The following is a 26,179-nucleotide window of genomic DNA, read 5'->3' as shown; positions in this document are numbered from 1 at the left end:
TGGTGTGTTAATTATTTATTAGGTAACATTTTATTTAATTTTATTTCAATCCGTTCAGGATATTTTCCTCCAAAATAATGTACGAAACCATTTGATATTATTGCCTTTGAACCAGCCTTTGGAGCTAACCCTTCATATTTGAAATAAACTGTATCATTCTCTAATTCGTATGTTCCGGGATATTTGTCACCACCTCTTATTAGTCCACTAGATATAAATTCAAAACTTTTATCATCATACATCTTTAAATATATCCAACCTAAAGGAGCTTCTCTATCAGCAAGAAGAACCTCTTTTTTTTGATTTTTACAGCTTAATGTTAATAATAACAGGAGCAGCAATATATACTTCATGGCTTTTAAGTTTGAATTACACACAAATATAAAATTAAACCGCTCCCAAAAGAAGCGGTTTTAAAATTTATCTAAAATCCAGATTAAAATATTGCTGGATATTTTTGAGGATTTGTTTCGTTAAACATCGCATAGATTCTTTCTACCATATCGTCTGCAGATGGCTTAGAGAAATAATCTCCGTCACTTGCATACGCCGGTCTGTGATCATTGGCAGAGATTGTCAACGGATCAGAATCCAGGAATCTGAAGGCTTTTTGTTTTTCTAAAATCTGCTGTAAAATAAACGCTGAAGTTCCGCCTTCCACATCTTCGTCGATTACCACCAATCGGTTGGTTTTCTTCACCGATTCAGCAATTTCGTGAGTTAAATCGAAAGGAATCAATGACTGAACATCAATCACTTCAGCAGAAATTCCTAATTTTTCAAGCTCTTCCGCTGCTTCCATAACAATTCTCCACGTAGAACCGTATGTTACTAACGTCACATCATTTCCTTCTTTGGTAACTTCAATTTTTCCTACAGGAACAGTGAATTCTCCTAAGTTATCCGGTTGTTTTTCTTTTAATCGGTATCCGTTCAGACATTCAACAATTACAGCAGGATCATCGCTCTGAAGCATGGTATTATAGAATCCGGCAGCTTTTGTAAGGTTTCTAGGAACCAAAACTAAAATTCCTTTGGAAAGATTAAGAATACCCGCCATCGGAGAGCCTGAATGCCAAACCCCTTCCAGCCTGTGGCCTCTTGTTCTGATGATTACCGGAGCTTTCTGACCACCTTTTGTTCTGTACTGAACGGTAGCAAGATCATCGCTCATTCCCTGTAAACAGTACAAAATATAATCTAAATACTGAATCTCAGCGATTGGTCTGAGACCTCTCATCGCCATACCGATTCCCTGTCCGAGAATCGTAGCTTCACGGATTCCCGTATCTGCTACACGAACTTCGCCGTATTTTTCCTGCATTCCTTCGAGTCCCTGGTTTACGTCACCGATATTTCCGGCATCTTCACCAAATACTAAAGTTTCAGGATATTTTTCAAAAATCTTGTCAAAATTATTTCGTACCACTACTCTTCCGTCAACGTCTTCGGAGTTTTCAGAGTAAACAGGTTTAATTTCTTTTACATTTTCCGCTTTCCACTGAGACTGAGAATATAAGTGAGACGAATAATTGTCTTTTTCCACCTCAAAAATCTCATTGTATTTCTGCATCAGCTGATTTCTTTCTGCAGAATTAGTTCCTCTTGTTGCCAGTAAAGATTTTCTCACCAAATGGAAAACATCTTTTTTCGCTTTGGAAACCAATTTATTAAACTGACTGATATAGTTTTCAATTTCAGAATTTTGTCCTTTCAGGTTTTCAACAAAAGGTAACACCGAATGAATTAAATCCGTAATGGTTTTCTGGTAATTTTCCCAGGCTGCCTTCTGCCCGGCTTTTACCATTTTTTTGGCTTCTTCATCAATAGCATCCAATTCTTCAGCCGTTGCCAGAACTTCTTCTTTTCCATCGATTTCGATTGAATAATTCAAAATCCATTCTTTGAATTTCACCAAACCGTCGAATTGAGATTCCCAGGCAAGACGCTCTTCGTTCTTATATCTTTCGTGAGATCCTGAAGTGGAGTGTCCCTGAGGCTGTGTCACTTCTATAACGTGTACTACCACGGGAATGCTTTCCATCCTTGCAAACTGTTCTGCTCTGGCATAGGCATCCAGCAATGAAGGATAATCCCAAGCTTTCACCTGAATGATTTCACATCCCTGAAATTCACCTTCTTTTCTCTGGAAACCGCTGAGCATTTCAGCAATATCTGCTTTTGCTCTCTGCTTCATGGTAGGAACGGAAATCCCGTATCCGTCGTCCCAGATTGAAACAATCATCGGAACCTGAAGTGCACAAGCAGCATTCAGCGTTTCCCAAAAATGGCCTTCTGCCGTAGAAGCATCACCAATTGTACCGAAAGCAATCTCGTTCCCGTCTTTTGAGAATTTCTCAGAACCTTCAAATTTTACTGATTTATATATTTTGGAAGCCTGCGCCAATCCTAATAATCTTGGCATTTGTCCGGCAGTGGGAGAAATATCGGATGAAATATTTTTCTGAGCTGTTAAATCTTTCCAGCTCCCATCTTCATTAAGACTTCGTGTAGCAAAATGCCCGTTCATCTGTCTTCCTGCAGAGGCTGGCTCTCTTTCAACGCTGGTATCTGCATACAGCTGTGCAAAGAAACTTTCAACAGTCAGCGCATCAACAGCCAGAGCAAAGGTTTGATCTCTGTAGTATCCTGAACGGAAGTCTCCATCTTTGAAAACTTTCGCCATTGCAAGCTGAGGAAGCTCTTTTCCATCCCCAAAAATACCAAATTTAGCTTTTCCCGTAAGAACTTCTCTTCTGCCCAAATATGACATTTCGCGAGAAACCCTTCCTAACTTATAATCTTCAAGTATCTGATTTTTAAAGTCTTGAAAGGAAATTTGCTGTGTTTCAATATAGGTTGTCTGCATAGCCCGATAAAAAATTTTATAATTCTTGAAGTATTTTGCTAATATACACTTTTTAAATTAATTTTAATTTTTAATAATCTTTTTTAAATATTTGATAATAAAAAAAATTGTATTTATATTAGAAAAAAATTGTAAAGATGGAGAAGAAATCCACCCATATTCTGAATGCTTCGAGTAATCTGCTGGGCTTTTCACTGGTGATCATAACGTCTCTGAAGATTACTAAAATGAGCCCCAGCACTCATTTGGACGAATTTGCGGGTGTAGCCTGCCTGTTTTTCGCATTCAGTTGTTTCTTTTCCTTTCTTGCGATAAGATCTACGCATGAAAAGCGTGGACACAGATTTGAAACTATTGCGGATTATTTATTTTTAACAGCTTTATTTTGCATAGTTTTAGCCGTTATTATTGTAACAATGAAAATAATTTAATTTAAAATTTTCGCTCAATTACGTAATCCAGCATAATATGTAAAGATTTTCTGGCTTCGGAATCGGGAAATTCGTTAAGGATATCTTTAGCTTTTTGTTGAAAATCTTTCATTACTGAAATGGCATAATCCAGCCCACCGGAACTTTTTACAAAGCTGATCAGCTCTTTTACACGTTTCTGATCATTATTGTACCGTTTAATAGTATTAAAATAGTACTTCTTGTCTTTTTCGTTGGCGTTTCTCAGGGTAAAAATCAATGGCAACGTCATCTTCTGCTCCTTGATATCGATTCCTACGGGTTTTCCGATGACATTAGAAGTCAGGTAATCAAACAGATCATCTTTAATCTGAAAAGCCATTCCGGTATAAGTTCCGAAATCCATCATTTTTTTTGCCAAATCTGCATCAGCATTATTCGACAAAACTCCGATTTCACAACAGGCTGCAATAAGGGTGGCGGTTTTCTGACGGATAATTTCGTAGTACACTTCTTCTGTAATATCCAGTTTCCTGGCTTTTTCCAATTGGAGAAGTTCTCCCTCAGACATTTCACGGATTGTTCTGGAAATAACTCCCAGTAAATCGTAATCTTTGTGATCCGTTGAAAGTAAAACCGATTTTGACAAAAGGTAATCTCCTACTAAAACAGCGATTTTATTTTTCCACAACGCATTGATCGAAAAAAAGTTGCGTCGTTTAAAACTTTCATCCACCACATCATCATGTACCAGTGTTGCAGTATGAATGAGCTCAATCATGGAGGCACCACGGTAGGTCTTTTCATTAACGTCTCCCACAAGCTTGGCACAAAGAAAAACGAACATCGGCCGCATCTGCTTCCCTTTTGTAGTAACAATAAAACGTGTGACTTTATCTAATAAAGGTACTTTACTCTGCATGGATTCATAAAACTTCTGCTCGAAAAGTTTCATTTCCTCATTGATCGGTCGCTTGATTTCTTCTACAGTGTTCGCCACAATCTTTGATGATGGATAAATTATTAATTACCACAAAGATAATTTTTTTCAGTCAATTTTAAGGTAATTTAATACGAATATCATTTTTTTAGTTTTAACGCAAAGTCGCAGAGAATTATATAATTATTTGAATATTTTTACGTGCACAAAGGCGCTTAGCTCGGCAAGTGATACAAAAGTTTAAATTATTAATCTTTGAGCTTGTCAGTTGGAATAAAATACAGACTCTGCTTTGCAGTTCCCAAAGGTGAATGAAATTTTTCTCCGGAAATATAAATGCCGGTTTCATCTACAGCAATGCCTTCAATCTGTCCTATTGATAGTGCGCTTCCTAAATAATATCTATCCGGAGTTCCGTTGAAAAAAATCCCCGGTTCTGTTTCCCTGAAAATATTCAAAAAAACTTCCGTTTTCTTTGTATAGCCGATGAGATATAACTTTTTATTGTAATAAGAAGCATCCGTAACCAAAAAATTTATTTTAAAAGATTCTGTTTGCTGCGCCTGCTGCTTTCCTGAAATTTCAGGATCAATGCTGTAATGCACGGTGGATTTCGTGCCCCAATCTTTCGTAAAAAGGTGAATTTTCCCGTTGAGATAAATCATTGCTTCAGCATCAAAATCCGTTGAAGAATACTTCGGGATAAAGTCTTTTTGTTCCGGATATTCAAATGAGATCAACCGAACCGAATCATTTGTGAAAGAATTGTTTCCAGATGATACTTTATAAATTTCAAGGTCTCTTCTCGTCCCTCCGTTATTTCCGAAATCGCCGATGTAAAAATTACTTCCGTCATGAGTTAAAGCTTCCCAGTCTTTATTTTTAGCATTAATCGGTAGGATATTGATGATTGATCCTGTTGTTTTATCCAGTTCAAAAATTTCCGGTGAATTTCCACTATCGTTAAATGTGTACAATTTCCCGTTCATTAAGCTTAACCCTGATGTTTCTTCAATCTTTTCATCCAGATAAGCAATTCTGAATTTTCTGATCTTTAATGTTTCAGATTGTTGGGAAGAATACAACGTAGAAATCAGAATGGCTAAAACAGGAAATAATTTTTTCATTTTGTAAAAATATTATAAATGACAGTAATTACAATCTTTTTAGCGCAATGGACACAATTTTTTAATAATTGTATTTAATTTTCGCTCGCAAAGGCGTTCATACTCAGCAAATGATAGAAAAGTCTAATATTAATATAATTTGTGTTTTTTTGATACTATTATTCCACTCAGCCAAGTCTAAATGAAAATTAAAAAATTTAATAAAAAAGACGGACCAAGCCGCCTGAATTGATTATATAGAGATATTGAAAATTATTTAGAACGGAGAAAATTTACGCTGTTTTTTTATGTGATTCCGGGTTTTTCTTATTCTTCTTTTTCCAGTAATCTTTCTGATATTGCCGTACTGTTTTTCCGGTTCCGTCATGTCGCCATCCGGGAGAATTAAAAATATAATTAATTCTGTCCGAGAATTTTAACCCCGGTTGTTTAATGTCTTTCCATATTTTTCGCCATTCATATAAAAGAACTGTATCAGGCTTATTGTCGGGCATTTTAGGATAAATACCATATTTTACGGGCACGTTGGGATCTTCTTTTTCAAAAGTTCCGAAGATTTTATCCCAGATAATAAGACACATTCCCATATTTCTGTCCAGATATTTAATATTACAGGCATGATGCACCCGGTGATGAGAAGGTGTAACTAGAATATATTCCAGAATACCAATACTTTTTACGGTCTGTGTATGCACCCAGGTTCCGTACACCTGGCCTATCGCATATGCCACCATAATATGCCACGGATTAAAACCTAAAAAAGCGAGCGGTGAAAAATAAAGATACCGGTACAGCGGCTGTAGAACCGGACTCCTAAAACCGGTTGTCAGATTAAAGAATTCCGAGCTATGATGGGTAATATGTACCGCCCAAAACGCCCTGGAATGATGATCTACATAATGAAGGACATAATAAGCGAAATCCGTAATAATAAAGCAAAGCAATCCGTACCATACTGTATATTCCCATGAAAAAAGCCTGTGGTTGAAGAAGAAAAACATTACTCCCATGGCAAAAGCTTTCATCAGAATATCCAACCCAAAATTGAGTAGCGCAAGATAAATATTTGTTGCAAGATCTTTTCCGTTATAAAGCCTGGCTTCGGCAACATGACTGTAAATCATTTCTGCCAGAATGATTGTTGCATGTACCGGGATCGACCATGCATAAATATTTTCAAGACCATCTTTACCAAAAAAGTAATCTACCATTGTCACTTTTATTTGGTACAAAGGTAAGATTTTAAGAAAACGTTAAGAATATTTCCTGATTTTTTTAATGAAATTTTAATCAGCTGTTTTGTTGGCTAATTGTCCGCAGGCTGCATCAATATCTCCTCCCCGGCTTTTTCTTACTACACAAACAATTCCTGCATTTTCAAGCTGACGGATATAATTTTCTTCTGCCTGCTTATTACATTGATCATATTTCCCGTCTCCAATTGGGTTATATTGGATTAAATTAACTTTTGAAGGAACCTGTTTACAGTATTTAATAAGCGCTTTAATATCTTCATCTCCGTCATTGATGCCTTTCCATACGCAGTATTCGAAAGTAATGACAGAACCTGTTTTCTGATACCAGTATTGAAGCGCTTCCATAATTTCCGTTAAAGGAAATTTTTCGGAAAACGGCATGATTTCATTTCTTTTAGCCTCAATAGCAGAGTGAAGTGATAAGGCAAGTTTCACTCTTAAATCGTCATCAGCAAGCATCTTAATCATTTTCGGAATTCCCGATGTAGAAACGGTAATTCTTCTCGGCGACATCCCTAAACCTTCCGGTTGTGTGATTTTCCTGATGGCTTCCACTACATTTTTATAGTTCATCATCGGCTCTCCCATTCCCATAAAAACAATATTGGAAAGTGGCCTGTTAAAATACATTTTGCTCTGGCTGTCGATTAAAGCAACCTGATCTACAATTTCCGCCACTTCCAGATTTCTCATTCTTTTGAGTCTAGCTGTTGCACAGAATTCACAGTTTAATGAGCATCCTACCTGAGAAGAGACACAAGCTGTAGTTCTTGTTTCGGTAGGTATCAAAACAGACTCTACCAATAAACCATCATGTAATTTCACTCCGTTTTTGATGGTTCCGTCGGTACTTTTCTGGAGCTGATCAACAGAAACCGGATTGATGGTATATTCTTCGGAAATTCTTTCACGAAGAGACTTTGAAAGATTCGTCATCTCATCAATCGAATGAAGGTTTTTGCTCCACAGCCAATCGTACACCTGTTTCGCCCGGAAAGGCTTTTCTCCTAAAGACGTAAAATACTCTTTAAGCTGGTCGAGTGATAAAGTTCTGATATCTTTCATTATGTTGTTGGATGTTGGATGTCAGAAGATGGAAGAAAAATTGGGCGCCGAATTGCAAACTTCCAGCACCCAACTTCCAGCTTCCGTTCTTATAAAATTAGCATCGCATCTCCGTACGAGTAGAATTTGTATTTCTCTTTTACAGCTTCTTCATATGCGTGCATTACGAAATCTCTTCCTGCAAACGCTGCAATCATCATGATTAACGTAGATTTCGGTGTGTGGAAATTCGTGATCATACAGTTGGCAACCCCGAATTCATGAGGAGGATAAATAAATTTATTTGTCCATCCGTGAAATGCGGAAATTTTCTTATTTGAAGATACTGAAGTTTCCAGTGTTCTCATTGTTGTAGTTCCTACAGCACACACTCTCTTATTAGCTTCAACGGCATTGTTGATGATCTGGGCATTTTTCTCATCGATGAAAATCTCTTCAGATTCCATTTTGTGCTTGGAAAGATCTTCCACTTCAATAGGATTGAATGTTCCTAATCCAACATGAAGGGTAACTTCTGCGAAATCAATCCCTTTGATTTCCAGTCTTTTCATCAGATGTTTTGAGAAGTGAAGCCCAGCCGTAGGTGCAGCAACCGCTCCTTCCACTTTTGCGTAGATTGTCTGGTATCTTTCTGCATCTTCCGGTTCTACGTCTCTTTTAATATATTTTGGAAGCGGTGTTTCTCCAAGCTCCTTTAATTTAGCTCTGAATTCTTCGTAAGAACCATCGAACAAGAATCTTAATGTTCTCCCTCTTGAAGTTGTGTTATCGATAACTTCCGCTACCAGAGATTCGTCTTCCGTGAAGAATAATTTATTTCCAATTCTGATTTTTCTTGCAGGATCTACCAATACATCCCAAACGCGGGTTTCTTTATCAAGTTCTCTCAAAAGGAAAACTTCGATTTTTGCTCCTGTCTTTTCTTTATTTCCATAAAGACGTGCCGGGAAAACCTTGGTATTGTTAAAGATGAAAAGATCTCCTTCATCAAAATAATCAACCACATCCTTGAACAATTTGTGTTCAATAGTTTCGGTTTTTCTGTCCAAAACCATTAGCCTTGCTTCGTCTCTGTGCTCGGATGGGTGTTCTGCTAATAATTCTGCAGGAAGATCAAAATTAAAATCTGATGTTTTCATTTTTTAAATTACGGTTTAAAAATTATCAAATTACAAGATGTAATTTTCGGACTGCAAATATACGACATTCGGTACCCCTTTGTCAAGTATTATTTACAATCAGGCAAAAAACCGTGATTTTACGGCGAATATTATGTCTGAAAATTTGTATTTTGCAGTTTAAATGTACACTTATGAGCAAATATTCAATTGAATCTTTCGTCAACGAAACAAAAGAAAAAACCGAAAACAGAGATTACTTCGAACTTGAAAAGCCAGCGCTTCTGGAAATTAACCTGAACAATCAGGCAGTATGGACAAAGACCGGAAGTATGGTAAGTTATATAGGAAACATCAATTTTGAAAGACAGGGAATGCTTTCGGGTGGTTTGGGAAATCTGCTTAAAAAAGCAATCAGCGGTGAAGGAGCAAGACTGATGAAAGCCGAAGGAACCGGAAAATTATATGTGGCCGATGAAGGAAAGAAGGTACGCATTCTTTACCTTAACAATGAAGCTGTTTGTGTAAATGGAAACGACGTATTAGCTCACGAACAAAGCGTAAAAAGTGATATTACGATGCTGAAAAGCATTGCAGGCGTTATGTCCGGCGGACTTTTCCAGGTAAGGCTATCCGGAACAGGACACATTGCAGTTACTACGCACGGTGAGCCATTGACTTTGCTGGTAACTCCTGATGCACCTGTTTTTACAGATCCTAATGCTACGGTAGCATGGTCCGGAAACCTAACTCCTGAATTAAAGACCAATGTTTCTTTTAAAAGTCTTATCGGAAGAGGGAGCGGCGAAGAATTTCAGATGAAATTCTCCGGGAACGGATGGGTTTTAATACAGCCTTATGAGGAAGTGTATAGGATTGAGAAATAGTAAAATGCCCATAAAAACAGTAAAGTTTGCAAATTGCTCACTTTGCTGTTTTAGTTTTGAAATTTTAGTTGATCAGGATTAATTTTTATATCAAAATTTTGAGGCTCAATACTTTCTAATGACAATACAATTTCAAGATTTTCAGATTTTGCTGATGCTGATTTTACTATATAATTTTTTTCAAATTTAACTTTATTATAAATTTCATAATAATCGAATAAAAACTGTAATCCAATATATGATAAATCGTCCTGAAAGTCTGCAAAAATAACTTCTGCTGAAACTCTCGGCTTTTTCATCTTTCCATTTGTATATTCGTTGATTAAATATCGTGATAAGCCGTCATTTTGTTTTCCAACAAACTCAGATCTAAAGAACCTTCTTTTTGACTCATCTTCAAATTGTTTTTTAGCAGAAGGAATTCTTTTTGAATATTTATAGTCAAAATTCAGCTTACTTAAAGGAAACGTAGTATTCGTTACATGAAAATAATGTTGTAAATTATTTTTTAAGTCAATTATAGTTGCTGTCATTATATCTTTACTTTCAGCTCTGAAATTAATCTTATAAGAGTAATCTTTTGAATTTACAATACTCAGAAATTCAAAATTTTCTGTTCGCTTTTCTCTTTTTTGTTTTGATTGGAATTTATATTTAACAAAATAATCAAAATGATATTCCTGGGAAAAAGCATTAGCGAAGCTTAAAATAAGCAATAATGGGATGAGTTTTTTCATAGATATTGTTTTACCTTCTTCCATTCTTCAAGTTTCTTCTCAAAAGACACGGTGTGGAGAGGACTGGTAGAAGGTAGTAAAAATACCGGAATTTTATAATTCTTGCCTAAAATTTTCTGTACATTTTTATATGATTTTCCGCCGTTGCAAAATATGGCTTTAATATTAGAATGATCTTCCAGCAATTCTTCAATTTGATTGGCTTCTTCGTTTTTAATTTCAGAGTCGAGACTTCCTTTTCTTTCGCAGGAATCGATGACATCCCAAAGCGCAATATGATGGTTCTTTAAGATCTGAATTCTTTGATCGTAATCTTCCGTAAATTCTTCATTCAGCAATTCAAAAATGATCTTCCAGAATTTATTTTGCGGATGACCGTAATACTGTTGCTTTTCCAGGGATTTGACACCCGGAATTGAGCCTAAAATTATAATTTCAGAATGATCATCAATGATTGGAGGAAAAGAGAAGATTCTGTTTTGCATAATTGGATTTTATATTTTGGCTAAAGCCTTTTCATTTTCAAAAAACAAAAAGCGGGCTAAAGCCCGCTCCTATTGATATTTTTATAATCAAATTAAAAATCAGTTTTTAATTGCTCAACTGAAATAATTCTACTGGTTAATCTTTTAACTTCTTCTAAAGAATTTTTACCTTTAACTCTTTCAATTAAATTCAGTATAGCATCTCTTTCATTTTCACTTTTGATAATTATATAATTAATATCTTCAGGAGAAAATTCTAAAGAAATATGAGAAATATCTTCATTATAAATTTTCTTTAATTCCTTAACCTTCTCTGAGGAAGCTTTTTTTAAATTTCCAAATAAGTTATGTTCAATTTCAGGATTTATAACATACCGCCACTCCCTTTCATCTGAGAATCTATAATTTTCAGTAACTTTTCCATTCATCCGCTCTACCCTACCTTCGTAATTTTTTAAATATCTTATAATATCAAAAGCTTTCCTCTCCTCAATTGTTAGATCAGAAATTCGTTCTCTTCCACTCTTTAATTTTTCAAATAAATCGGAAAAAATGCTATTTGCTAATACTGATTTCTTCTCAATATATAAAACGGGGTTTAAACCTTGTTCTTCTGCCCATTTTTTCTTTAATCCTATTCCATAACTACCATAATTATTGATATGATTTAAAATTTGCGAAAAAGGAATATCACAAAAAGATACCATCGGAATTAGATAGTCAACCTCCTTGCTTTCTGATATGATCTTTTCTCTGCAATAAGATACCTTAAAGTTGTTTGCTAAAATTCCCTTTAAATTTGTAAAATTCTTAGTGAAATGTATGATTGTATTTGAACTAAGTCCCATACAGTATAAGTTTTGTTACTATTATTATAGTGTTTCTTTCAGCCAGTCGAAGAATTCTCTCTGCCAAACGAGACCATTCTGAGGGTGAAGCACCCAGTGGTTTTCATTCGGAAAGTACACCAGTTTGGATTTTAACCCTCTCAGCTGTGCTGCCTGGAAAGCTTCCTGACCCTGCTCGTAAGGAACCCTGTAGTCGATTCCACCCTGAACGATCATAATCGGCTTGTTCCATTTATCCACAAAATTGCTTGGATTAAATTCTGTGTACGCTTTAGGAAGTGGCTTTTCCCAAGGCGAACCGAGATCCCAGTTGGCAAACCAAAGCTCTTCTGTGGTAAGATACCAGGATTTCATATCAAACAATCCATCATGGGCAATAAACGTTTTGAATCTGTTTTCGTGGATTCCGGCTAACATGAATACACTGTATCCACCGTAACTTGCTCCAACAGCTGCTACTCTTTCACCATCCACGTAAGGCAATGTTTTAGCAAAGTCTGTTGCGGCAAGATAATCTCTCATCGGCTGACCGCCCCAGTCTTTGGAAATTTCTTCATTCCATTTTGTTCCCCAGCCCGGCATTCCTCTTCTGTTTGGTGCCACAACAATATATCCGTTGGCAGCCATTAAGGCGAAATTCCATCTTGTACTAAAGAATTGTGTTAAAGCCGACTGTGGCCCACCTTGGCAATACACCAGTGTAGGATATTTTTTATTAGGATCGAAATTTGGAGGGTAATGGAACCATACGCCCATTTCTTTGCCATCCGAAGTTTTCACCATTTTAAGTTCAGATTTTCCCTGAGAGAGGCTTGCGTACGTGTCTTTATTAACTTCGGTTACCTGCTGCATTTCTCCGTTTTTGATATTCACCGAAAACAGGTCTGTTGCATGGTTGATGTCTGTTCTTCCTATCAATAAAGTTTTTTTCTGATCAGCAAAGATTTCATTCACATCAAAATCACCTTTTGTGATCTGCTGAACTTTGGCATTTTTCGGGTCTAATGAAAACAGCTGTTTTGTACCTCTGAATGCCGCCGTAAAATAAATTGTTTTTGAATCTGCACTCCAGAAGACATCTCCGGAAACGCTTTCCTCCCATCCTGCAGTAAGATTTGTTACTTTAGCCGTTTTCCAGTCCATGATTTTCACATCATTTTTGTCCGCTTCATAACCGTCTCTGGCCATACTCTGCCAAATTAACGACTTTCCGTCCGGACTGAATTTAGGATTCACATCATAGCCTTTATTAGATTCCGTCAGATTTTTGGTGGTTCCTGTTGCAATATCATAAGCGAAGATATCAGTATTTGTGCTGGTGGAATACTCTTTTCCGCTCTTAGGCTTTGTTACATAAAGAAGCTGTGAGGAATCCGGACTCCAGATAAAATCTTCAGTTCCCCCGAATGGTCTTTGTGGAGAATCCCACATCTTTCCTTCCAGAAGATCTTTTGCAGCATCTGCTTTATCCGAAACATTTACTACAAAAATATGGTTGTATTTTCCTTCGTTGAAATAATCCCAGTGTCTGTGGTTGAGGTCGGTATAAACCTGTGCCGTGGTTTTCGGGGTGTCGGAATATTTATCTTTCCCCATTACTTTTTCCACGAGAACCTGTCTGCTGAATGCTATTTTTTTGCCATCGGGAGAAATGACAATATTATCCGCTTCACCTATTGTATAAAATTCCGTCCAGGTTTTTGCATTGTCTTTAGAAACAAAAATCTTGTCACCTTCCTGGGCATAAATTCCGTTTTTATCCCATTGAATAAGGGCTTTTTTGCCTAAATCCATTTTTGCGGACTGGTTATTCAGAACATTCAGGAAATAGCTTTCGTTTTTGGTTTTTTCTGTTTTAAGATCCACCTGTCCCACTTTATAAATAAGCGAAGAATGATCTGGTGAAACTGCCTGTACCCCAACTTTCTTTAAAGTCCAGAGGATTTCCGGCGTCATTACTTTCTGTGCATTCATTAAGAGCGGCGCTGCCAAAGCCAGCAGACTGTACTTAAATTTCATATTGTTGATCAAATTTTTTGATTATGATATAAAGCTCATAATCCTGTTTATTTCAAAGTTTTCAAAGTTACTTATTTTTACCATACAGCAAGAGAATATTCAGAGATAAAATTTAAGCAAAATTGTGTATTGTCTACATAAAAAAGAGTGAACCGAAGCCCACTCATTATCAACCTTTGAAATGTTTATGATTTAATCTCTGTCTGAAAACATGGAGTTTGCCAGAGAAGTTATCAGGGAGAGAAGAATACTGAAAATCAGTGCCCACCAGAAACCGTCGACGACCATACTGTCTATAAAATAATCTGCAATAAGAATGATGATCGCGTTTATAACAAGGGCAAATAAGCCTAAGGTAATAATTGTTAAAGGTAATCCCAAAAGATTAAGGATCGGTTTTACAATCAGGTTTAAAATTCCCAATACAATGGAAAAGATAATGGCCCCACCGAATCCGGAAAAATGTACTCCCGGTAAAATCATGGTAAGCAGGTAGGCAACAATTGCCGTTACCAGCAGACGAATAATTAAGTTCATATTTTTATTTTTTTAGTTCAGTCACTTATTCAGAAATTGTTATATTAAATATAGCATAAATTTCCGAAAAGATTTACTTTATTTTCATCATGGTTACCAAAGAAGTGGCAACATGGCTTTCCGAATCATTGTTTTCATCAACAGTATAGATTTCCGTACGGATGACACTGATCTTTGCTCCGCCCTTGATGACATACGATTTTGAAACGAGTGCATCGCCGATTGCCGGACGCAGATAATTCACCTTCAATTCTACGGTTACTACATAGCAATCTTCTTCATAATGACTTACCGCGGCGTATCCTGAAGAAACATCCACTAAAGAAGCAATCATGGCTCCGTTGAACATTCCGGCTTTCCTGGTCATCAGATCCATTTTAGGGATTTTCATAGAGATAAAATCGGTTTCAACTTCCAGGAGTTCTGCTTTATAGAATTTCAATGTTTCGGAACGGTGAAAGCTGTCGGTGATGAGCTGTTTTTTTTCGGGTGTCATGTGATGATTTTAAAATGTAAATGTAAAGACAAATTTCAAAAACAATGCAAATATGGTTCTGGCCTTAAATTAATTTAAGCAGATCCGATTGAATTAAGTTTTGGCAAAAGCCATTTTGAGGTTTTTATTATTGGAAAGCAGACTAAAGTCTGCCCCTATTGATATCTTTTGAAATTATTATTTTGAACAGATTCTTCGACGAGATCAGCATGACATTGTGAATACTAACAGTTTTATTAAACATGATTTTGCAGCAGTGTCATTTTGTACAGAGGCAAAGCATTTTATGCATACTTAGTTTAAAACAATCTGAAAATTGTCATCCAAAGACAAAACACCTTCTGTCAGGCTTTCAGGATGTGCCGTAAAACCTTTTAGTTTTGAAGTTTTCCCTTTTAGAACGAGATCCATCAGCTGCTTATCTGATACTTTTTTACCAAAAATTTCAAACGAAACTTTAAAGCCACAGTTTTTGAAATCTGAACACCCTACCGCTGTCTTTCCTTTCATGAGATGATGTTCTTTGCATTTGGGGCATTTTGTTTCTTCCCAGGACTGCAGTTCTTTTTTTACGGCTGGTTCACGTTTCTTTTTTTCTTTCACCACCTTTTCTTCTTCCAGATTGATTACTTTTCCTTTTCCGTAGACTACCTTTTCGGTAAGCTCAGTAACCATCTGAATCAATTCTTCCTTGAAATGATTGGCTTCATACTCTCCTTTTTCAATTTTCCGGAGTTTAAGTTCCCATTCACCGGTAAGTTCCGGGCTTTTAAGGAGCTCATCTTCAATAGTATCAATCAGCTGAATTCCCGTTTGGGTAGCGATGAGGTTTTTCCTTTTCTTTTCAATATACTTTCGTTTGAAAAGAGTTTCGATAATGTTAGCGCGGGTTGATGGCCTTCCGATCCCGTTATTTTTGAGCAATTCTCGGAGCTCATCATCTTCCACCTGTTTTCCGGCTGTTTCCATGGCACGAAGAAGCGTTGCCTCGGTGTAAGGTTTTGGCGGCGAAGTTTTACCCTGATGGATCATCGGATCATGAGGTCCGGTTTCCCCTACGGTAAATTCCGGAATGGTCTGTTCTTCCTCTTTATCTTTTTCTTTCTCCGACTCGTCTTTCGGTTCTTTTGCATAAACGGCTCTCCATCCCGGTTCGAGAATCTGCTTTCCGCTGGTTTTGAAAGGAATGGTTCCCACTTTCCCCTCTACCAAAGTATTAGAGATTTTACATTCGGGATAGAAGACGGAAATAAAACGTTTCGCAATTAAATCATACACCAGTTTTTCCTCCCTGCTCAGATTTTGGGAAGGTGGAACTTCGGTAGGAATAATGGCGTGGTGATCTGTGACTTTTGTATCATCAAAGACCGTTTTGGATTTCGGAATCGGGGCTTCCAGCAAAGGTGCCACAAGTTCCTGATAAAAGTACATTTTTCTCAGAATTCCTTCTATTTTCGGATATAAACTTTCAGATAAATAGGTCGTATCTACACGAGGATAGGTCACATGCTTTTTTTCGTAAAGACTTTGAATATAATTCAGCGTATTTTCTGCGGAATAACCATATTTTCTGTTAGCTTCCACCTGAAGTCCGGTAAGGTCAAACAGCCTCGGATTCTTTTCTTTACCTTCTTTAATTTCGAAAGAAATGATCTCGAAAGGGTTTTCTTTTAGATATTCCAGACCTTTTTCGGCCCGTTCTAATGTTTTTAAACGGTCGATGGCGGCATTGAAAACAACATCTCTGTATCGGGTTTTCAGTTCCCAGTATTCTTCTACGGTAAAGGCATCAATTTCCTTTTGGCGCTGAACCAGCATCGCCAATGTTGGCGTCTGAACCCTTCCGATAGAAAGCACGGCTTTATTTCCCCCGAATTTTTTGGTAAAAAGCCTGGTTGCGTTGATGCCTAAAAGCCAGTCGCCGATAGCCCTTGCATTTCCTGCGAGATATAAATTTTTGTAATCTTCGGCAGGTTTTAAGCTTGCAAAACCTTCTTTGATGGCTTCTTCGGTTAGGGACGAGATCCACAAACGCTGAATCGGTTTGTTGCATTTTGCTTTCTGCAGTACCCATCTCTGGATGAGTTCTCCCTCCTGTCCGGCATCCCCGCAGTTGATGACCTCATCACATTCGGATACTAATCTTTCAATCACTTTAAACTGGTTTTCAACGCCTTTATTCGGAATTAATTTGATCCCGAAATTATGAGGAATGATGGGCAGCAGAAAAAGATTCCAAGATTTGTACTGCGGACCGTAATCGTGAGGTTCTTTGAGGGTGCAGAGATGCCCGAAAGTCCATGTCACACAATAGCCGTTTCCTTCCATATATCCCTGTTTGGGAGTGGTGGCCCCCAATACTTTGGCGATATCTCTGGCAACACTAGGTTTTTCGGCAATACAAAGTTTCATGAATTTTTCGGAGTTTTGAAGAGGGGCAAAAATCGGGATTTTTTTTGGATTTTGCTAATTTGTTGATGGCGGATGATGAAGCGTTGTTTGTTGATGGTTGAGCGTGTGGGTGATATCTTTTGCAATTAAGCTCATTGGTAAGAAAAGTGTTTCCTATATCGTGTATTATAAATAATGTTGGGAATTCCGGATGTATTAATGCAGGAAGTATTTCTGCGGGCGTTCATATTGCATTTGCAGTAATCACCATATGGTTTACAGTAGCAAGAATATTATTTACAGGGACTTCAATTACAATTGCAGGAGCAAGAATATTATTTACAGGAGTAAGAATATTATTTGCAGGAACTGAAATATAGTTTGCAGGCATAAAAATATAATCTGAAGTAAACAGAAGTATGTTTGCAGTGTATATAAGTATTGGAAAAATATAGATTAAACTTCTTGTTAAAAGAATTTTTTTTCACAAAGTTGAAATTATAATCCAGCATATTTAAGGAGCAAATAATTAATCAACGAGTTGATTCGATGAAGCTTATTATTTTAACTGCATAAGAAATTTAGACTATTAAGATTAATTAATTCAAAAAAAGCTCCCTTAAAAGAGAGCTCACCAACAATACTTATGAACCAGGTTCATGAATTTAATTTATATTACATGGTCATCGGAACGTCCATGAGAAGAATTTCCGTGTTTTCGGATGTCGCTTTGATGCGAAGCTCATTAATATTCCAAACTCCGAAGCCATCTCTTTCTTCCAGCTTTTGACCTTCGATTTCTGCACTTCCTTTAATGATAAAAGCATAAACACCGTTTCCTTTTTTCTTAACCTGATAATCAGTTTCGGTATTGGTTTCAAAGTTTCCCAAATGAAACCATGCATCCTGATGAATCCACACTCCTTCGTCATCGGCATTTGGAGAAAGGATTTGCTGGAATTTATTTTTGCTTTTCGTTTTGTCTAATGTAATCTGGTCATATCTCGGGGTAACGTTTCTTTTATTCGGATATACCCAGATCTGGAGAAATTTCACCAGCTGATCCTTATTTTTATTGAATTCACTGTGCATAATTCCGGTTCCCGCACTCATTACCTGAATATCACCACTTCTGATAATGGCTGAATTTCCCATGCTGTCTTTATGTTCCAGATCGCCTTCCAGTGGAATACTGATGATCTCCATATTGTCGTGAGGATGTGTTCCGAAGCCTCTTCCCGCCTCCACTTTATCATCATTTAAAACTCTTAATACCCCGAAATGCATTCTTTCCGGATTGTGGTAATTGGCAAAACTAAAGGTGTGATTGCTCACCAGCCAGCCGTGGTCTGCTTTTCCTCTGGTATCTGCTTTATGAATAACGGAATTGTCTTTGATCTTTGAGTCTAGATTGGGAAGATGGTTGTAGCCAATCGGTTCCAACGGTTCGATCTCATCGATCTCATTTTTCATGGTATTGTCCAATGATGCTGATGCCACGAACATTCCCGTTCCCAATAGTCCTTTTTTTAAAAAATCTTTTCTGTCCATATTTGGTGTGTATTTATTTGTTTTGATAGGACAAAGTTAGGTTGGTGGGTTTTGCTGTGCATTTAACTAGTTTAATAAATGTGATTATTTTCTTTTGTCTTGAAATCGAAGATTCGACGTAGTCAAACAAAAGAAACAAAAATTCAAGACTGGAACCTGAATGCTAAAAAATATTTTTATTCTCTAAAAATCCCAAAACTTGCGCGAGTTCACTATTGGTTCTTCGGTTCGACCTTTCTGTCGCGCTTCGGACAGTAGAATTTTCTTTACGTTCGCAAAAGTAATTTTCTTTACGCTTCAGTTTCCCAGGTCGGTTTTAAGGGGTTCTTCGACTGCTTCGCGCTCAGAATGACTGTGTGTCAAACCATTAACCATGAAAAGAATTGGGTGATAAAACCACCCTGTCAAAAATTCTGCAAATTTTTGCCATCCCTCCTTAGGAGGGGAATTGTGCGGATCTTGATTTTGAAAATTATTTTTGCTTGGAAGCGAGGCGTTTTCGGATGGTGCTTACAAATTCTTTGGAAACGCCTAGATAGGAAGCAATATAGTATTGTGCCACTCTTTGCGGAATGGACGGATAAACTTTTATAAATTCCAGGTACCGGTCTGAAGCACTTTTGGAAATAGTATTGACCAGACGGTGCTGGAGCGTGGAAAGATTTCTTTGCACAAGCATTCTGAAAACCCTTTCAAATTTTGGGATTTCGGATAATAGTTTTTCTTTAGCTGCCGGATTCAGCATATAAATTTCCGAATCTTCCAGGGTTTCTATGTATAAATTAGATGGTTTCTGATCCTGAAAGGAAGCAATATCACTGATCCACCAGTCTTCTATGGCAAACAGGATGGTCACTTCAAAGCCATTGTCATCAAGATAATATACTCTTACACACCCTTTCTGGATGTATCCCTCAAATTGACAGATTTCTCCTTCACGAAGCAGGATTGTCTTTTTGGGAAAGGTCTGCAGGGTAAGCAAACCGGTGAAAAATTGTTTTTCTTTAGGCTCAAGGTTAATGAATCTTGTTACATTTCCGATGATGTTTTCAGACATAGTTGCAGTTTATGGCTGCAAATTAGGAAAAAGTGTGTAAACTTCGTTCTTTAATAATCCGCTTCCTCCACCATAATGCTCAATAACTTTTACTTTTTTATCCAGATTTTCACAAAAGGTTTTGATGTCTTTCTCAAATTGTTCTTCCAGTCCGGAACTCAAAAGAACAATATCTACATTCGTATTTCTGATGGTATTATAGCATGTATTCTCATCCATTTGGATGGTTGCTTTCCAGCCTTCATTGTTTTCAATGACTCTTTTCAGGGTATCAAGGATCTCCTGATTTTTACCGATGACTAAGAAGTGTAAGGTATTCATTTTTGATTGTTTATTTTATGTTGGTTTGAACACTAAGGGACTAAGATTCTTTTTAATACTTTCTATTTTAAGGTTCACAAAGCCGTTCACTTATAAGAGCACACGGAGATCCGCTACAATATTGTCAGACTGAAGTTATAGGATCTTCTTAATCTAAACCTTAACCTCAACCTTCGATTTACTCTACAAATGCTTGCTTCCCGTGATCTTTAATTCATTTAAATCCAGCTGTGATTCTGCTTTCCGGATTTCATCATCACTGTATAGCTTTTCTCTTTTCATAGTAAACAGCTCTTTCCGTTGCAGCGCAAAAATATCCAGCATGATTTCATGATATTCTCTAAGATCATTCTGCCTGTTGGTGCACATTTCAATGGAACTTAAATGGTTCTTATGGAGCTTAATGTCATTTTCTATGGTATTTTTAAAGTTTTCAACAAGATTGTTTCGATTAATATTCTTTTGATATTTTTCCTGAAGTGTGTTAAGCGCCAGTTTATCAAGCCTGATCTGAATTCCGGCCTGTTGCTCATGGGAGGGCTGAATGATATCTATTTCTTCAATTCTAATCAACCTGATAATTAAAGGAAGCGTAAGCCCCTGAAACACCAGTGTCACAAAAATGACAACAAATGTGATGAAAAGAATCAGATTTCTCATGGGAAATTCCGCCTGTCCATTCATCATTACCGGAATTGAAAGTGCTGTTGCCAGCGAAACAACGCCACGCATTCCTGCCCAACCGATGATCAGTGGGTTTTTCCATCCCGGGGTAGGATCTTTTCGTATATTTTTACTGAGCCATCTCGGGATATGGGCTACGGGATAGATCCATAGCATTCTTACCACAATAACAATAGCACTGATGATAAGACCGTATTTTATGCCTTCCGCTAAAGAGGTTTCTCCCAATCCGTGGATGATATCCGGCAGCTCAAGACCTATCAGAACAAACACCAATGCATTCATCACGAAAATAAGGGTATTCCAGACTCCCAGCATGTTGACTCTGGTTGTTCCGGTTTTAAATATTTCATGGGCACGGAACGACATGAATAATCCACCGCTCACCACCGCCATAACACCTGAAAAATGAAAATGTTCTGCAGAAAGAAATAAAATATAGGGCGTAATTACCGTTAGCGCCGCATCAATAGCAGGAGTTGTAGGCAGAAACCGATGAATGGCATAGAAAACATGCGCCCCGGCAATTCCTACCACTACGCCCATTCCTGCTACAAGAAAAAACTGCCCGGTCGCTTCCTGCATAGAAAATACACCCGTCATAACCGCAGCGAGGGCAAACCTGAAAACAATAAGTGACGAAGCATCATTAATAAGACTTTCTCCTTCCAATATGGCGATGGTGCGTTTGGGAACTTTCAGCCCTTTTAAAACAGTAGTTGCCGCAACGGCATCCGGAGGAGAAACAATACCGCCCAATAAGAAACCCAATGCCAGGGTAAAACCCGGAATTAAAGCCTGTGAAGCAAATGCCACAACCAGTGATGTTAAAAAAACCAAACCAAAAGCTAACAGTCCGATCGTTCTTTTCCATTTCCAGAAGTCGTTCCATGAAGTGTACCAGGCTGCTTCATACAGAAGCGGCGGAAGGAAAATCAGGAATATGATTTCCGGATCCAGCCTTAGCACAGGAACGCCGGGAATAAAGCTGATGCCCAATCCTGCCAATACCAGAAATATGGGATAGGCAATTTTTATACGTTGCGCCAGCATCACGAGGAGCATGACGATTAGGAGTAGGCCTAGTATAAGGAGTAGTTGTTCGTGCATGGTTTTTATTTTTCTATATATTAATTTCTTTTGTCTTGAAACAAAAGAAACAAAAGTTCAAGACTGGAACCTTACGCTAAAAATTTCTTTTACTCTCTAAAAATTCTAAAACTTGCGCGAGTTCACTATTGGTTCTTCGGTTTTATATTTTTGTCGCGCTTCGGACAGTAGAATTTTCTTTACGTTCGCAAAAGTAATTTTCTTTACGCTTCAGCTTCCTAAGTCATTTCTAAAAGAACTTTCAATTGCTTTGCTTACAGTTTCACAGATTGTATTATCTAACTGTCTCATTCTGGAAGAATCTCAACTTCTTTTAATTACATTTTCTTTTGTCTTGAAACAAAGAATTATTATCTGTTATTTTTTCTTGTCTTAAAACAAAAGAAACAAAAGTTCAAGACTGGAATCTTCCGCTAAAAATTCCTTTTGCTCTCTAAAAATTCTAAAACTTGCGCGAGTTCACTATTGGTTCTTCGGTTCTATATTTTTGTCGCGCTTCGGACAGTAGAATTTTCTTTACGTTCGCAAAAGTAATTTTCTTTACGCTTCAGTTTCCTAAGTCGTTTCTAAAAGAACCTTCAATTGCTTTGCTTACAGTTTCACAGATTGTATTATCTAACTGTCTCATTCTGGAAGAATCTCAACTTCTTTTAATTACATTTTTCTTTTATCCTCTATCCGTCTATTATCTTACGGTCTTTTTCTTACAAATGTATGAATAATGACGTTCTTTCCTTCTTTTCCAGGTTTCTGGTTTTATGACCTTTTCCGACTGTGTCTTCTACCAGGAGAATTTCGCCGGTCTGAAACCGACGAAGCTCTCCGAGTGAGGTTTCTATTTCAACACCTCCATCCAAAAGCACAATGAATTGCTTCTGCGGGGCATGATGGAAATCGTAATTGTAATCTGCGGAAACTTTTCTGAACTGTAATTTTTTAACTTCAAAATTCTCGGATAAATATCCTATTTCACCTTGGTCAATTAAAGGAATTTCAAGATCTTCAAAATAAGATTCGCCTTCTTCATCACTAAATATTCTTGTGATTTTCATGATGTTTCAATTTAAAATAAAAGAGTATAATAACTTTATCTATTATTTAAACAAAAATCAATGAATTTGCCAGTTCAATTTCTTCCTGATTGATAGAATGTCCGAAATTCTGATAGACTTTTTCGGTAACATCAGCATTCATTTCCCGGAGAATATTAGCCGTTGCATATACCCTTTCTACCGGTACATGAAAATCCGGATTGCTGGTTCCGAGGAAAATGGGAGTTTGTGCAAAATCTCCTTTGTAATTTTCCCTGTTGATCTTTTCACCAATTACGCCACCGATAATGGCTGCCGCCCCTCCGAATTTCTGTGCATTTCTTGCTAAAAACTCCAGCGTAAGACAGGCTCCCTGTGAAAATCCGAAGAAGTAGATATTTTCCGGTTCTATACCCTCAGCTAAAGCTTTTTCTACGGTTTTGCCTATGTTTTCAATGGCTGAAGAGAGCCACGGCTCATTCTGTTCCACCGGAGCGATGAAGGAAAACGGATACCAGCTTCCTTTTGTGGCCTGAGGAGCCAGCAGTGCATAATCTTTCACATTCAAATATTGCGATAAACTCAAAATATCCTGTGCGCTTCCACCTCTTCCATGAATCATGATCAACACTTTTTCTGCTTCGTTCAATGGTTTTCCTGCTGTTTTTATATCTAAAATATGAGCCATGACTTATCTGTATTTTTCTGTTGGATAATTAAATTTCGGAAGAACTTCTACTAAATGTTCTCTTTTTTCTTCAAACTGCAGAGGAAGGTTTAAATGTTCACCTAATGAAGCGAGTTCCTCATCCACATCAAATCCCGGACCTGAAGTAGCAATTTCAAACAAAACACCTCCCGGTTCTTTGAAATATACGGAAGTGAAATATTTACGGTCTTTCACTTCAGTATGTTCCAATCCGAATGTATTGAGTTTTTCAATCATCTCAAGCTGTGTTTGTGCATCTGGCGTAGCGAAGGCAACGTGATGAACCGTTCCTCTTCCCGCAAGTCCTTTCAAAGCATTCGGGGTGCATACAAGATCTACATATTTTCCCGGAGCATCTTCCGCGGCGTATCTGAACCTGTCTGAACTTTCCGCAATAAGCTGATGATTCATCTGGGTTGTGAGCAGCGCTGCAGTTCTTTCATAAGCATCCAGCCAGATTTCCACATGGTGAATTCCTTTAATGGCAAAATCTTTTGGGATAAAATGATTGTTGTATCCTTTACGATCATCCTTATCATTAAAAACCAATTCCAGTCCGAGTCCGTCAAAATCTTCAAGATAAATAAAAACTTCCCCCGAAAATCTTTGCTGTGGATGTTTGAAAGGAATATTAAACTGATTCAGGCGATTCATCCAGTAATCCAGTGCATCCATGGATATGGAAAACGCTGTTGTATTCAGCATACCTTTTCCGTGTCTTCCATTTACCAGTCCTTTTCCGTAGGGAAAAGTCGTCATAATCGTTCCCGGAGTTCCGAATTCGTCACCGAAATAAAAATGGTATACATCGGAATAATCGAAATTAACCGTTGTTTTAACCAGCCGAAGTCCTAATACTCCGGTATAAAAGTCTATATTTTCCTGTGTGTCGCCTGTGATGGCTGTAACGTGATGAAGTCCTGTGATCAGTTTCATGGTTGTTGAGATTAAGGTTAAGGTTAATAATTATTCTTCTTTTAGCCAGACATCGTTGTACAATTCCGGATTTCTTTTGAACTGGGCATGAACATACGGACACAACGGTACGATTTTAAGATCATTTTCTCTTGCATACGAAACCAGCTTATCCAATAATATTTTGGCAAAACCTTTTCCGGCATATTCTTCGCTGACTTCGGTGTGATAAACGGTCAATTTGTTTCCCATTACTGAAATATCCATTTTTCCGGCTTTATTATCGTCTGAAAAAAGCTGTATTTCTCCTCTTACGTTTCCTAAAACTACTTTCGTTGTTTCCATATGTTTAAATTTTTATTGCTTATTGCTTATTGCTAATTGCTAATTGCTAATTGCTAATTGCTAATTGCTAATTGCTAATTGCTAATTGCTAAATTACTGCGTTTGCTGAAAATGGCTGATGACCTATGATAACTTCGGCAATGCCTCTTCTATTTTTTCACGTAAACCCTCGTGCTGTTTCGGAAGTTTTAAGCTTGTTCCCAATTCGTTCAAAGGTTCATCTACTGTGAATCCCGGATTATCGGTAGCAATTTCGAATAAAACACCGCCCGGTTCACGGAAATACAGTGAATAAAAATAATCTCTGTCGATTTTCGGAGTGATATTCAAACCTGCGGAAAGGACTTTTTCACGGAATTCCATCAACACATTATCATCTTTCACTCTGAAAGCAACATGGTGATTGGTTCCTGCCGCATTCCTTCCCAATAACAATTTATCATTTTCAATAATATCAACCAGGTTGGCCGTTTCAACTGCATCTGTAGCAAAACGGTATCTTTCTCCTTCCTGTTTCTGAAGATCATATCCGAAGATATCCGTTAAAACTTTTATGGTGGGTTCTGCTCTTTTTAATGAAAGCGTTACATTGTGAAATCCTTTCAAAGCATTTTCTTCTTTGATGTCTTCTGTTGTCCAGACTTTTCTTTCATCTGTGGAAGATTCGATAAACTGCAGCTGTAAACCATCCGGATCTTTAAATGAAATCAGTTTTTCACCGAATATTTCTACCTCTTCCGCATTTACATTAAACTGTTGCAGTCTGTTTTTCCAGAAATCAATACTTCCTTTGGGAATTGAATAGCCGATGTGCGTGGCCAATCCCGCTCCGTTTGTTCCTTTTCCTATTCCTTCCCACGGGAAGAAGGTCAGAATAGTTCCGGGTGTTCCTTCTTCATTTCCGAAATAAAAGTGGTAGGTTCCGGGATCATCAAAATTGACGGTTTTTTTTACCAGTCTTACTCCCAGTACCTGAGTGTAAAAATCTAGATTTCTTTTGGCGTTGTCTGCAATCGCAGTGATATGGTGCAGCCCTAAAATTCTATTGTTCATGTTGTTTAATTTTATATGACAAATGTATGAGCTTATAAAATCCTGCACATTTAACTAGTTTAATAAATGATATTATCGGCATTCGGATTTATACAATTATTTTTAAATAAATATCGAATTATTTAAAGTTAATAATAACAAAAAAAAATAATGATCTAAAAATCAGAAGATTATAATTAATTTTATAAAAAGTCTACATTTTTAGTGGACTAATAAAG

At 37.3% G+C, this 26,179-nt stretch carries 26 protein-coding genes; 2 read left to right on the top strand and 24 right to left on the bottom strand.

The features are described 5' to 3' along the window. Positions 1 to 11: 11 nt before the first annotated feature. Both ODE14_RS01105 and ODE14_RS01100 read right to left on the bottom strand, forming a co-directional pair. Positions 12 to 353, bottom strand: coding sequence for a hypothetical protein (locus ODE14_RS01105; RefSeq protein WP_263602620.1), 342 nt, complete (start codon positions 351 to 353; stop codon positions 12 to 14). Between the two features lie 83 nt (positions 354 to 436). Continuing rightward, entirely contained in the window at positions 437 to 2,869 is a 2,433-nt protein-coding gene (locus ODE14_RS01100) for a thiamine pyrophosphate-dependent enzyme (RefSeq protein ID WP_263602619.1), read from the bottom strand. Between the two features lie 137 nt (positions 2,870 to 3,006). Here ODE14_RS01100 and ODE14_RS01095 point away from each other — a divergent pair, with 137 nt between their 5' ends. Next, entirely contained in the window at positions 3,007 to 3,300 is a 294-nt protein-coding gene (locus ODE14_RS01095; protein WP_248394144.1) for a hypothetical protein, read from the top strand. Between the two features lies 1 nt (position 3,301). Here ODE14_RS01095 and ODE14_RS01090 read toward each other — a convergent pair whose 3' ends face one another. From ODE14_RS01090 to queA, 5 genes are all read right to left on the bottom strand, one after another. After that, positions 3,302 to 4,279: a polyprenyl synthetase family protein gene (locus ODE14_RS01090; protein ID WP_263602618.1), complete on the bottom strand. Its 978-nt coding sequence runs from the start codon at positions 4,277 to 4,279 to the stop codon at positions 3,302 to 3,304. Between the two features lie 188 nt (positions 4,280 to 4,467). Beyond that, positions 4,468 to 5,346 carry a hypothetical protein gene (locus ODE14_RS01085; protein ID WP_263602617.1) on the bottom strand — a complete coding sequence of 293 codons (879 nt, stop codon included), beginning with the start codon at positions 5,344 to 5,346 and terminating at the stop codon, positions 4,468 to 4,470. A gap of 272 nt (positions 5,347 to 5,618) precedes the next feature. Continuing rightward, on the bottom strand, positions 5,619 to 6,557 hold the full coding sequence (locus tag ODE14_RS01080; protein ID WP_263603814.1) for a sterol desaturase family protein: 939 nt from the start codon (positions 6,555 to 6,557) through the stop codon (positions 5,619 to 5,621). 75 nt (positions 6,558 to 6,632) lie between these two features. Further along, positions 6,633 to 7,667, bottom strand: a complete 1,035-nt coding sequence (gene rlmN / locus ODE14_RS01075) for a 23S rRNA (adenine(2503)-C(2))-methyltransferase RlmN (protein WP_263602616.1) — start codon at positions 7,665 to 7,667, stop codon at positions 6,633 to 6,635. Between the two features lie 89 nt (positions 7,668 to 7,756). Further along, positions 7,757 to 8,806, bottom strand: a complete 1,050-nt coding sequence (queA, locus tag ODE14_RS01070) for a tRNA preQ1(34) S-adenosylmethionine ribosyltransferase-isomerase QueA (protein WP_248394157.1) — start codon at positions 8,804 to 8,806, stop codon at positions 7,757 to 7,759. Positions 8,807 to 8,979: 173 nt separating this feature from the next. Here queA and ODE14_RS01065 point away from each other — a divergent pair, with 173 nt between their 5' ends. Next, positions 8,980 to 9,672, top strand: coding sequence for an AIM24 family protein (locus tag ODE14_RS01065; protein ID WP_263602615.1), 693 nt, complete (start codon positions 8,980 to 8,982; stop codon positions 9,670 to 9,672). A 50-nt stretch (positions 9,673 to 9,722) separates the two neighbouring features. Here the strand turns inward: ODE14_RS01065 and ODE14_RS01060 are convergent, their stop codons facing one another. The 17 genes from ODE14_RS01060 to ODE14_RS00980 all read right to left on the bottom strand — a co-directional run bounded on the left by ODE14_RS01060 (position 9,723) and on the right by ODE14_RS00980 (position 25,961). After that, positions 9,723 to 10,409: a hypothetical protein gene (locus ODE14_RS01060; RefSeq protein WP_263602614.1), complete on the bottom strand. Its 687-nt coding sequence runs from the start codon at positions 10,407 to 10,409 to the stop codon at positions 9,723 to 9,725. Beyond that, positions 10,406 to 10,894, bottom strand: coding sequence for a DNA-deoxyinosine glycosylase (locus ODE14_RS01055; protein ID WP_263602613.1), 489 nt, complete (start codon positions 10,892 to 10,894; stop codon positions 10,406 to 10,408). Before ODE14_RS01055 ends, ODE14_RS01060 begins: the two co-directional genes overlap by 4 nt. Before the next feature lie 92 nt (positions 10,895 to 10,986). After that, positions 10,987 to 11,742, bottom strand: coding sequence for an abortive infection system antitoxin AbiGi family protein (locus ODE14_RS01050; protein ID WP_263602612.1), 756 nt, complete (start codon positions 11,740 to 11,742; stop codon positions 10,987 to 10,989). Between the two features lie 24 nt (positions 11,743 to 11,766). Further along, positions 11,767 to 13,761, bottom strand: a complete 1,995-nt coding sequence (locus ODE14_RS01045; protein WP_263602611.1) for a S9 family peptidase — start codon at positions 13,759 to 13,761, stop codon at positions 11,767 to 11,769. Between the two features lie 192 nt (positions 13,762 to 13,953). Beyond that, positions 13,954 to 14,298: a phage holin family protein gene (locus tag ODE14_RS01040; RefSeq protein ID WP_248394166.1), complete on the bottom strand. Its 345-nt coding sequence runs from the start codon at positions 14,296 to 14,298 to the stop codon at positions 13,954 to 13,956. 73 nt (positions 14,299 to 14,371) lie between these two features. Further along, complete coding sequence (locus ODE14_RS01035) at positions 14,372 to 14,794, bottom strand: PaaI family thioesterase (RefSeq protein WP_248394167.1); 423 nt, start codon at positions 14,792 to 14,794, stop codon at positions 14,372 to 14,374. Positions 14,795 to 15,088: 294 nt separating this feature from the next. Next, on the bottom strand, positions 15,089 to 17,206 hold the full coding sequence (locus ODE14_RS01030; protein WP_263602610.1) for a type IA DNA topoisomerase: 2,118 nt from the start codon (positions 17,204 to 17,206) through the stop codon (positions 15,089 to 15,091). Positions 17,207 to 17,429: 223 nt separating this feature from the next. Next, positions 17,430 to 17,576, bottom strand: a complete 147-nt coding sequence (locus ODE14_RS01025) for a hypothetical protein (RefSeq protein ID WP_263602609.1) — start codon at positions 17,574 to 17,576, stop codon at positions 17,430 to 17,432. 284 nt (positions 17,577 to 17,860) lie between these two features. Next, positions 17,861 to 18,736, bottom strand: coding sequence for a pirin family protein (locus ODE14_RS01020; RefSeq protein WP_263602608.1), 876 nt, complete (start codon positions 18,734 to 18,736; stop codon positions 17,861 to 17,863). A gap of 472 nt (positions 18,737 to 19,208) precedes the next feature. After that, positions 19,209 to 19,793: a Crp/Fnr family transcriptional regulator gene (locus tag ODE14_RS01015; RefSeq protein WP_263602607.1), complete on the bottom strand. Its 585-nt coding sequence runs from the start codon at positions 19,791 to 19,793 to the stop codon at positions 19,209 to 19,211. Between the two features lie 9 nt (positions 19,794 to 19,802). Beyond that, the gene (locus tag ODE14_RS01010; RefSeq protein ID WP_263602606.1) at positions 19,803 to 20,114 is read right to left on the bottom strand and encodes a hypothetical protein; all 312 of its coding nucleotides are present in this window, start codon (positions 20,112 to 20,114) and stop codon (positions 19,803 to 19,805) included. Positions 20,115 to 20,297: 183 nt separating this feature from the next. Further along, a complete protein-coding gene (locus ODE14_RS01005) occupies positions 20,298 to 21,908 on the bottom strand; it encodes a Na+/H+ antiporter (protein WP_263602605.1) in 1,611 nt (536 codons plus the stop codon). Positions 21,909 to 22,612: 704 nt separating this feature from the next. Further along, on the bottom strand, positions 22,613 to 22,960 hold the full coding sequence (locus ODE14_RS01000; protein WP_263602604.1) for a hypothetical protein: 348 nt from the start codon (positions 22,958 to 22,960) through the stop codon (positions 22,613 to 22,615). A gap of 46 nt (positions 22,961 to 23,006) precedes the next feature. After that, complete coding sequence (locus ODE14_RS00995; RefSeq protein ID WP_263602603.1) at positions 23,007 to 23,627, bottom strand: alpha/beta hydrolase; 621 nt, start codon at positions 23,625 to 23,627, stop codon at positions 23,007 to 23,009. Between the two features lie 3 nt (positions 23,628 to 23,630). Beyond that, entirely contained in the window at positions 23,631 to 24,584 is a 954-nt protein-coding gene (locus ODE14_RS00990) for a VOC family protein (RefSeq protein ID WP_263602602.1), read from the bottom strand. Positions 24,585 to 24,614: 30 nt separating this feature from the next. Beyond that, positions 24,615 to 24,908: a GNAT family N-acetyltransferase gene (locus ODE14_RS00985; protein ID WP_029296976.1), complete on the bottom strand. Its 294-nt coding sequence runs from the start codon at positions 24,906 to 24,908 to the stop codon at positions 24,615 to 24,617. 123 nt (positions 24,909 to 25,031) lie between these two features. Continuing rightward, a complete protein-coding gene (locus ODE14_RS00980; RefSeq protein WP_263602601.1) occupies positions 25,032 to 25,961 on the bottom strand; it encodes a ring-cleaving dioxygenase in 930 nt (309 codons plus the stop codon). Between the last annotated feature and the right edge of the window lie 218 nt (positions 25,962 to 26,179).

Source organism: Chryseobacterium sp. PET-29 (genome assembly GCF_025736815.1).
Taxonomy (GTDB): domain Bacteria; phylum Bacteroidota; class Bacteroidia; order Flavobacteriales; family Weeksellaceae; genus Chryseobacterium; species Chryseobacterium nepalense.
This window is presented reverse-complemented; position numbering and strand designations above follow the sequence as displayed.

Bases quoted from the DNA above. Each gene is read 5' to 3' on its own strand.
- ODE14_RS01105 (WP_263602620.1), bottom strand. From the start codon at position 353: ATGAAGTATATATTGCTGCTCCTGTTATTATTAACATTAAGCTGTAAA.
- ODE14_RS01100 (WP_263602619.1), bottom strand. From the start codon at position 2,869: ATGCAGACAACCTATATTGAAACACAGCAAATTTCCTTTCAAGACTTT.
- ODE14_RS01095 (WP_248394144.1), top strand. From the start codon at position 3,007: ATGGAGAAGAAATCCACCCATATTCTGAATGCTTCGAGTAATCTGCTG.
- ODE14_RS01085 (WP_263602617.1), bottom strand. From the start codon at position 5,346: ATGAAAAAATTATTTCCTGTTTTAGCCATTCTGATTTCTACGTTGTAT.
- ODE14_RS01080 (WP_263603814.1), bottom strand. From the start codon at position 6,557: ATGGTAGATTACTTTTTTGGTAAAGATGGTCTTGAAAATATTTATGCA.
- rlmN (WP_263602616.1), bottom strand. From the start codon at position 7,667: ATGAAAGATATCAGAACTTTATCACTCGACCAGCTTAAAGAGTATTTT.
- queA (WP_248394157.1), bottom strand. From the start codon at position 8,806: ATGAAAACATCAGATTTTAATTTTGATCTTCCTGCAGAATTATTAGCA.
- ODE14_RS01065 (WP_263602615.1), top strand. From the start codon at position 8,980: ATGAGCAAATATTCAATTGAATCTTTCGTCAACGAAACAAAAGAAAAA.
- ODE14_RS01060 (WP_263602614.1), bottom strand. From the start codon at position 10,409: ATGAAAAAACTCATCCCATTATTGCTTATTTTAAGCTTCGCTAATGCT.
- ODE14_RS01055 (WP_263602613.1), bottom strand. From the start codon at position 10,894: ATGCAAAACAGAATCTTCTCTTTTCCTCCAATCATTGATGATCATTCT.
- ODE14_RS01050 (WP_263602612.1), bottom strand. From the start codon at position 11,742: ATGGGACTTAGTTCAAATACAATCATACATTTCACTAAGAATTTTACA.
- ODE14_RS01045 (WP_263602611.1), bottom strand. From the start codon at position 13,761: ATGAAATTTAAGTACAGTCTGCTGGCTTTGGCAGCGCCGCTCTTAATG.
- ODE14_RS01040 (WP_248394166.1), bottom strand. From the start codon at position 14,298: ATGAACTTAATTATTCGTCTGCTGGTAACGGCAATTGTTGCCTACCTG.
- ODE14_RS01035 (WP_248394167.1), bottom strand. From the start codon at position 14,794: ATGACACCCGAAAAAAAACAGCTCATCACCGACAGCTTTCACCGTTCC.
- ODE14_RS01030 (WP_263602610.1), bottom strand. From the start codon at position 17,206: ATGAAACTTTGTATTGCCGAAAAACCTAGTGTTGCCAGAGATATCGCC.
- ODE14_RS01025 (WP_263602609.1), bottom strand. From the start codon at position 17,576: ATGCCTGCAAACTATATTTCAGTTCCTGCAAATAATATTCTTACTCCT.
- ODE14_RS01020 (WP_263602608.1), bottom strand. From the start codon at position 18,736: ATGGACAGAAAAGATTTTTTAAAAAAAGGACTATTGGGAACGGGAATG.
- ODE14_RS01015 (WP_263602607.1), bottom strand. From the start codon at position 19,793: ATGTCTGAAAACATCATCGGAAATGTAACAAGATTCATTAACCTTGAG.
- ODE14_RS01010 (WP_263602606.1), bottom strand. From the start codon at position 20,114: ATGAATACCTTACACTTCTTAGTCATCGGTAAAAATCAGGAGATCCTT.
- ODE14_RS01005 (WP_263602605.1), bottom strand. From the start codon at position 21,908: ATGCACGAACAACTACTCCTTATACTAGGCCTACTCCTAATCGTCATG.
- ODE14_RS01000 (WP_263602604.1), bottom strand. From the start codon at position 22,960: ATGAAAATCACAAGAATATTTAGTGATGAAGAAGGCGAATCTTATTTT.
- ODE14_RS00995 (WP_263602603.1), bottom strand. From the start codon at position 23,627: ATGGCTCATATTTTAGATATAAAAACAGCAGGAAAACCATTGAACGAA.
- ODE14_RS00990 (WP_263602602.1), bottom strand. From the start codon at position 24,584: ATGAAACTGATCACAGGACTTCATCACGTTACAGCCATCACAGGCGAC.
- ODE14_RS00985 (WP_029296976.1), bottom strand. From the start codon at position 24,908: ATGGAAACAACGAAAGTAGTTTTAGGAAACGTAAGAGGAGAAATACAG.
- ODE14_RS00980 (WP_263602601.1), bottom strand. From the start codon at position 25,961: ATGAACAATAGAATTTTAGGGCTGCACCATATCACTGCGATTGCAGAC.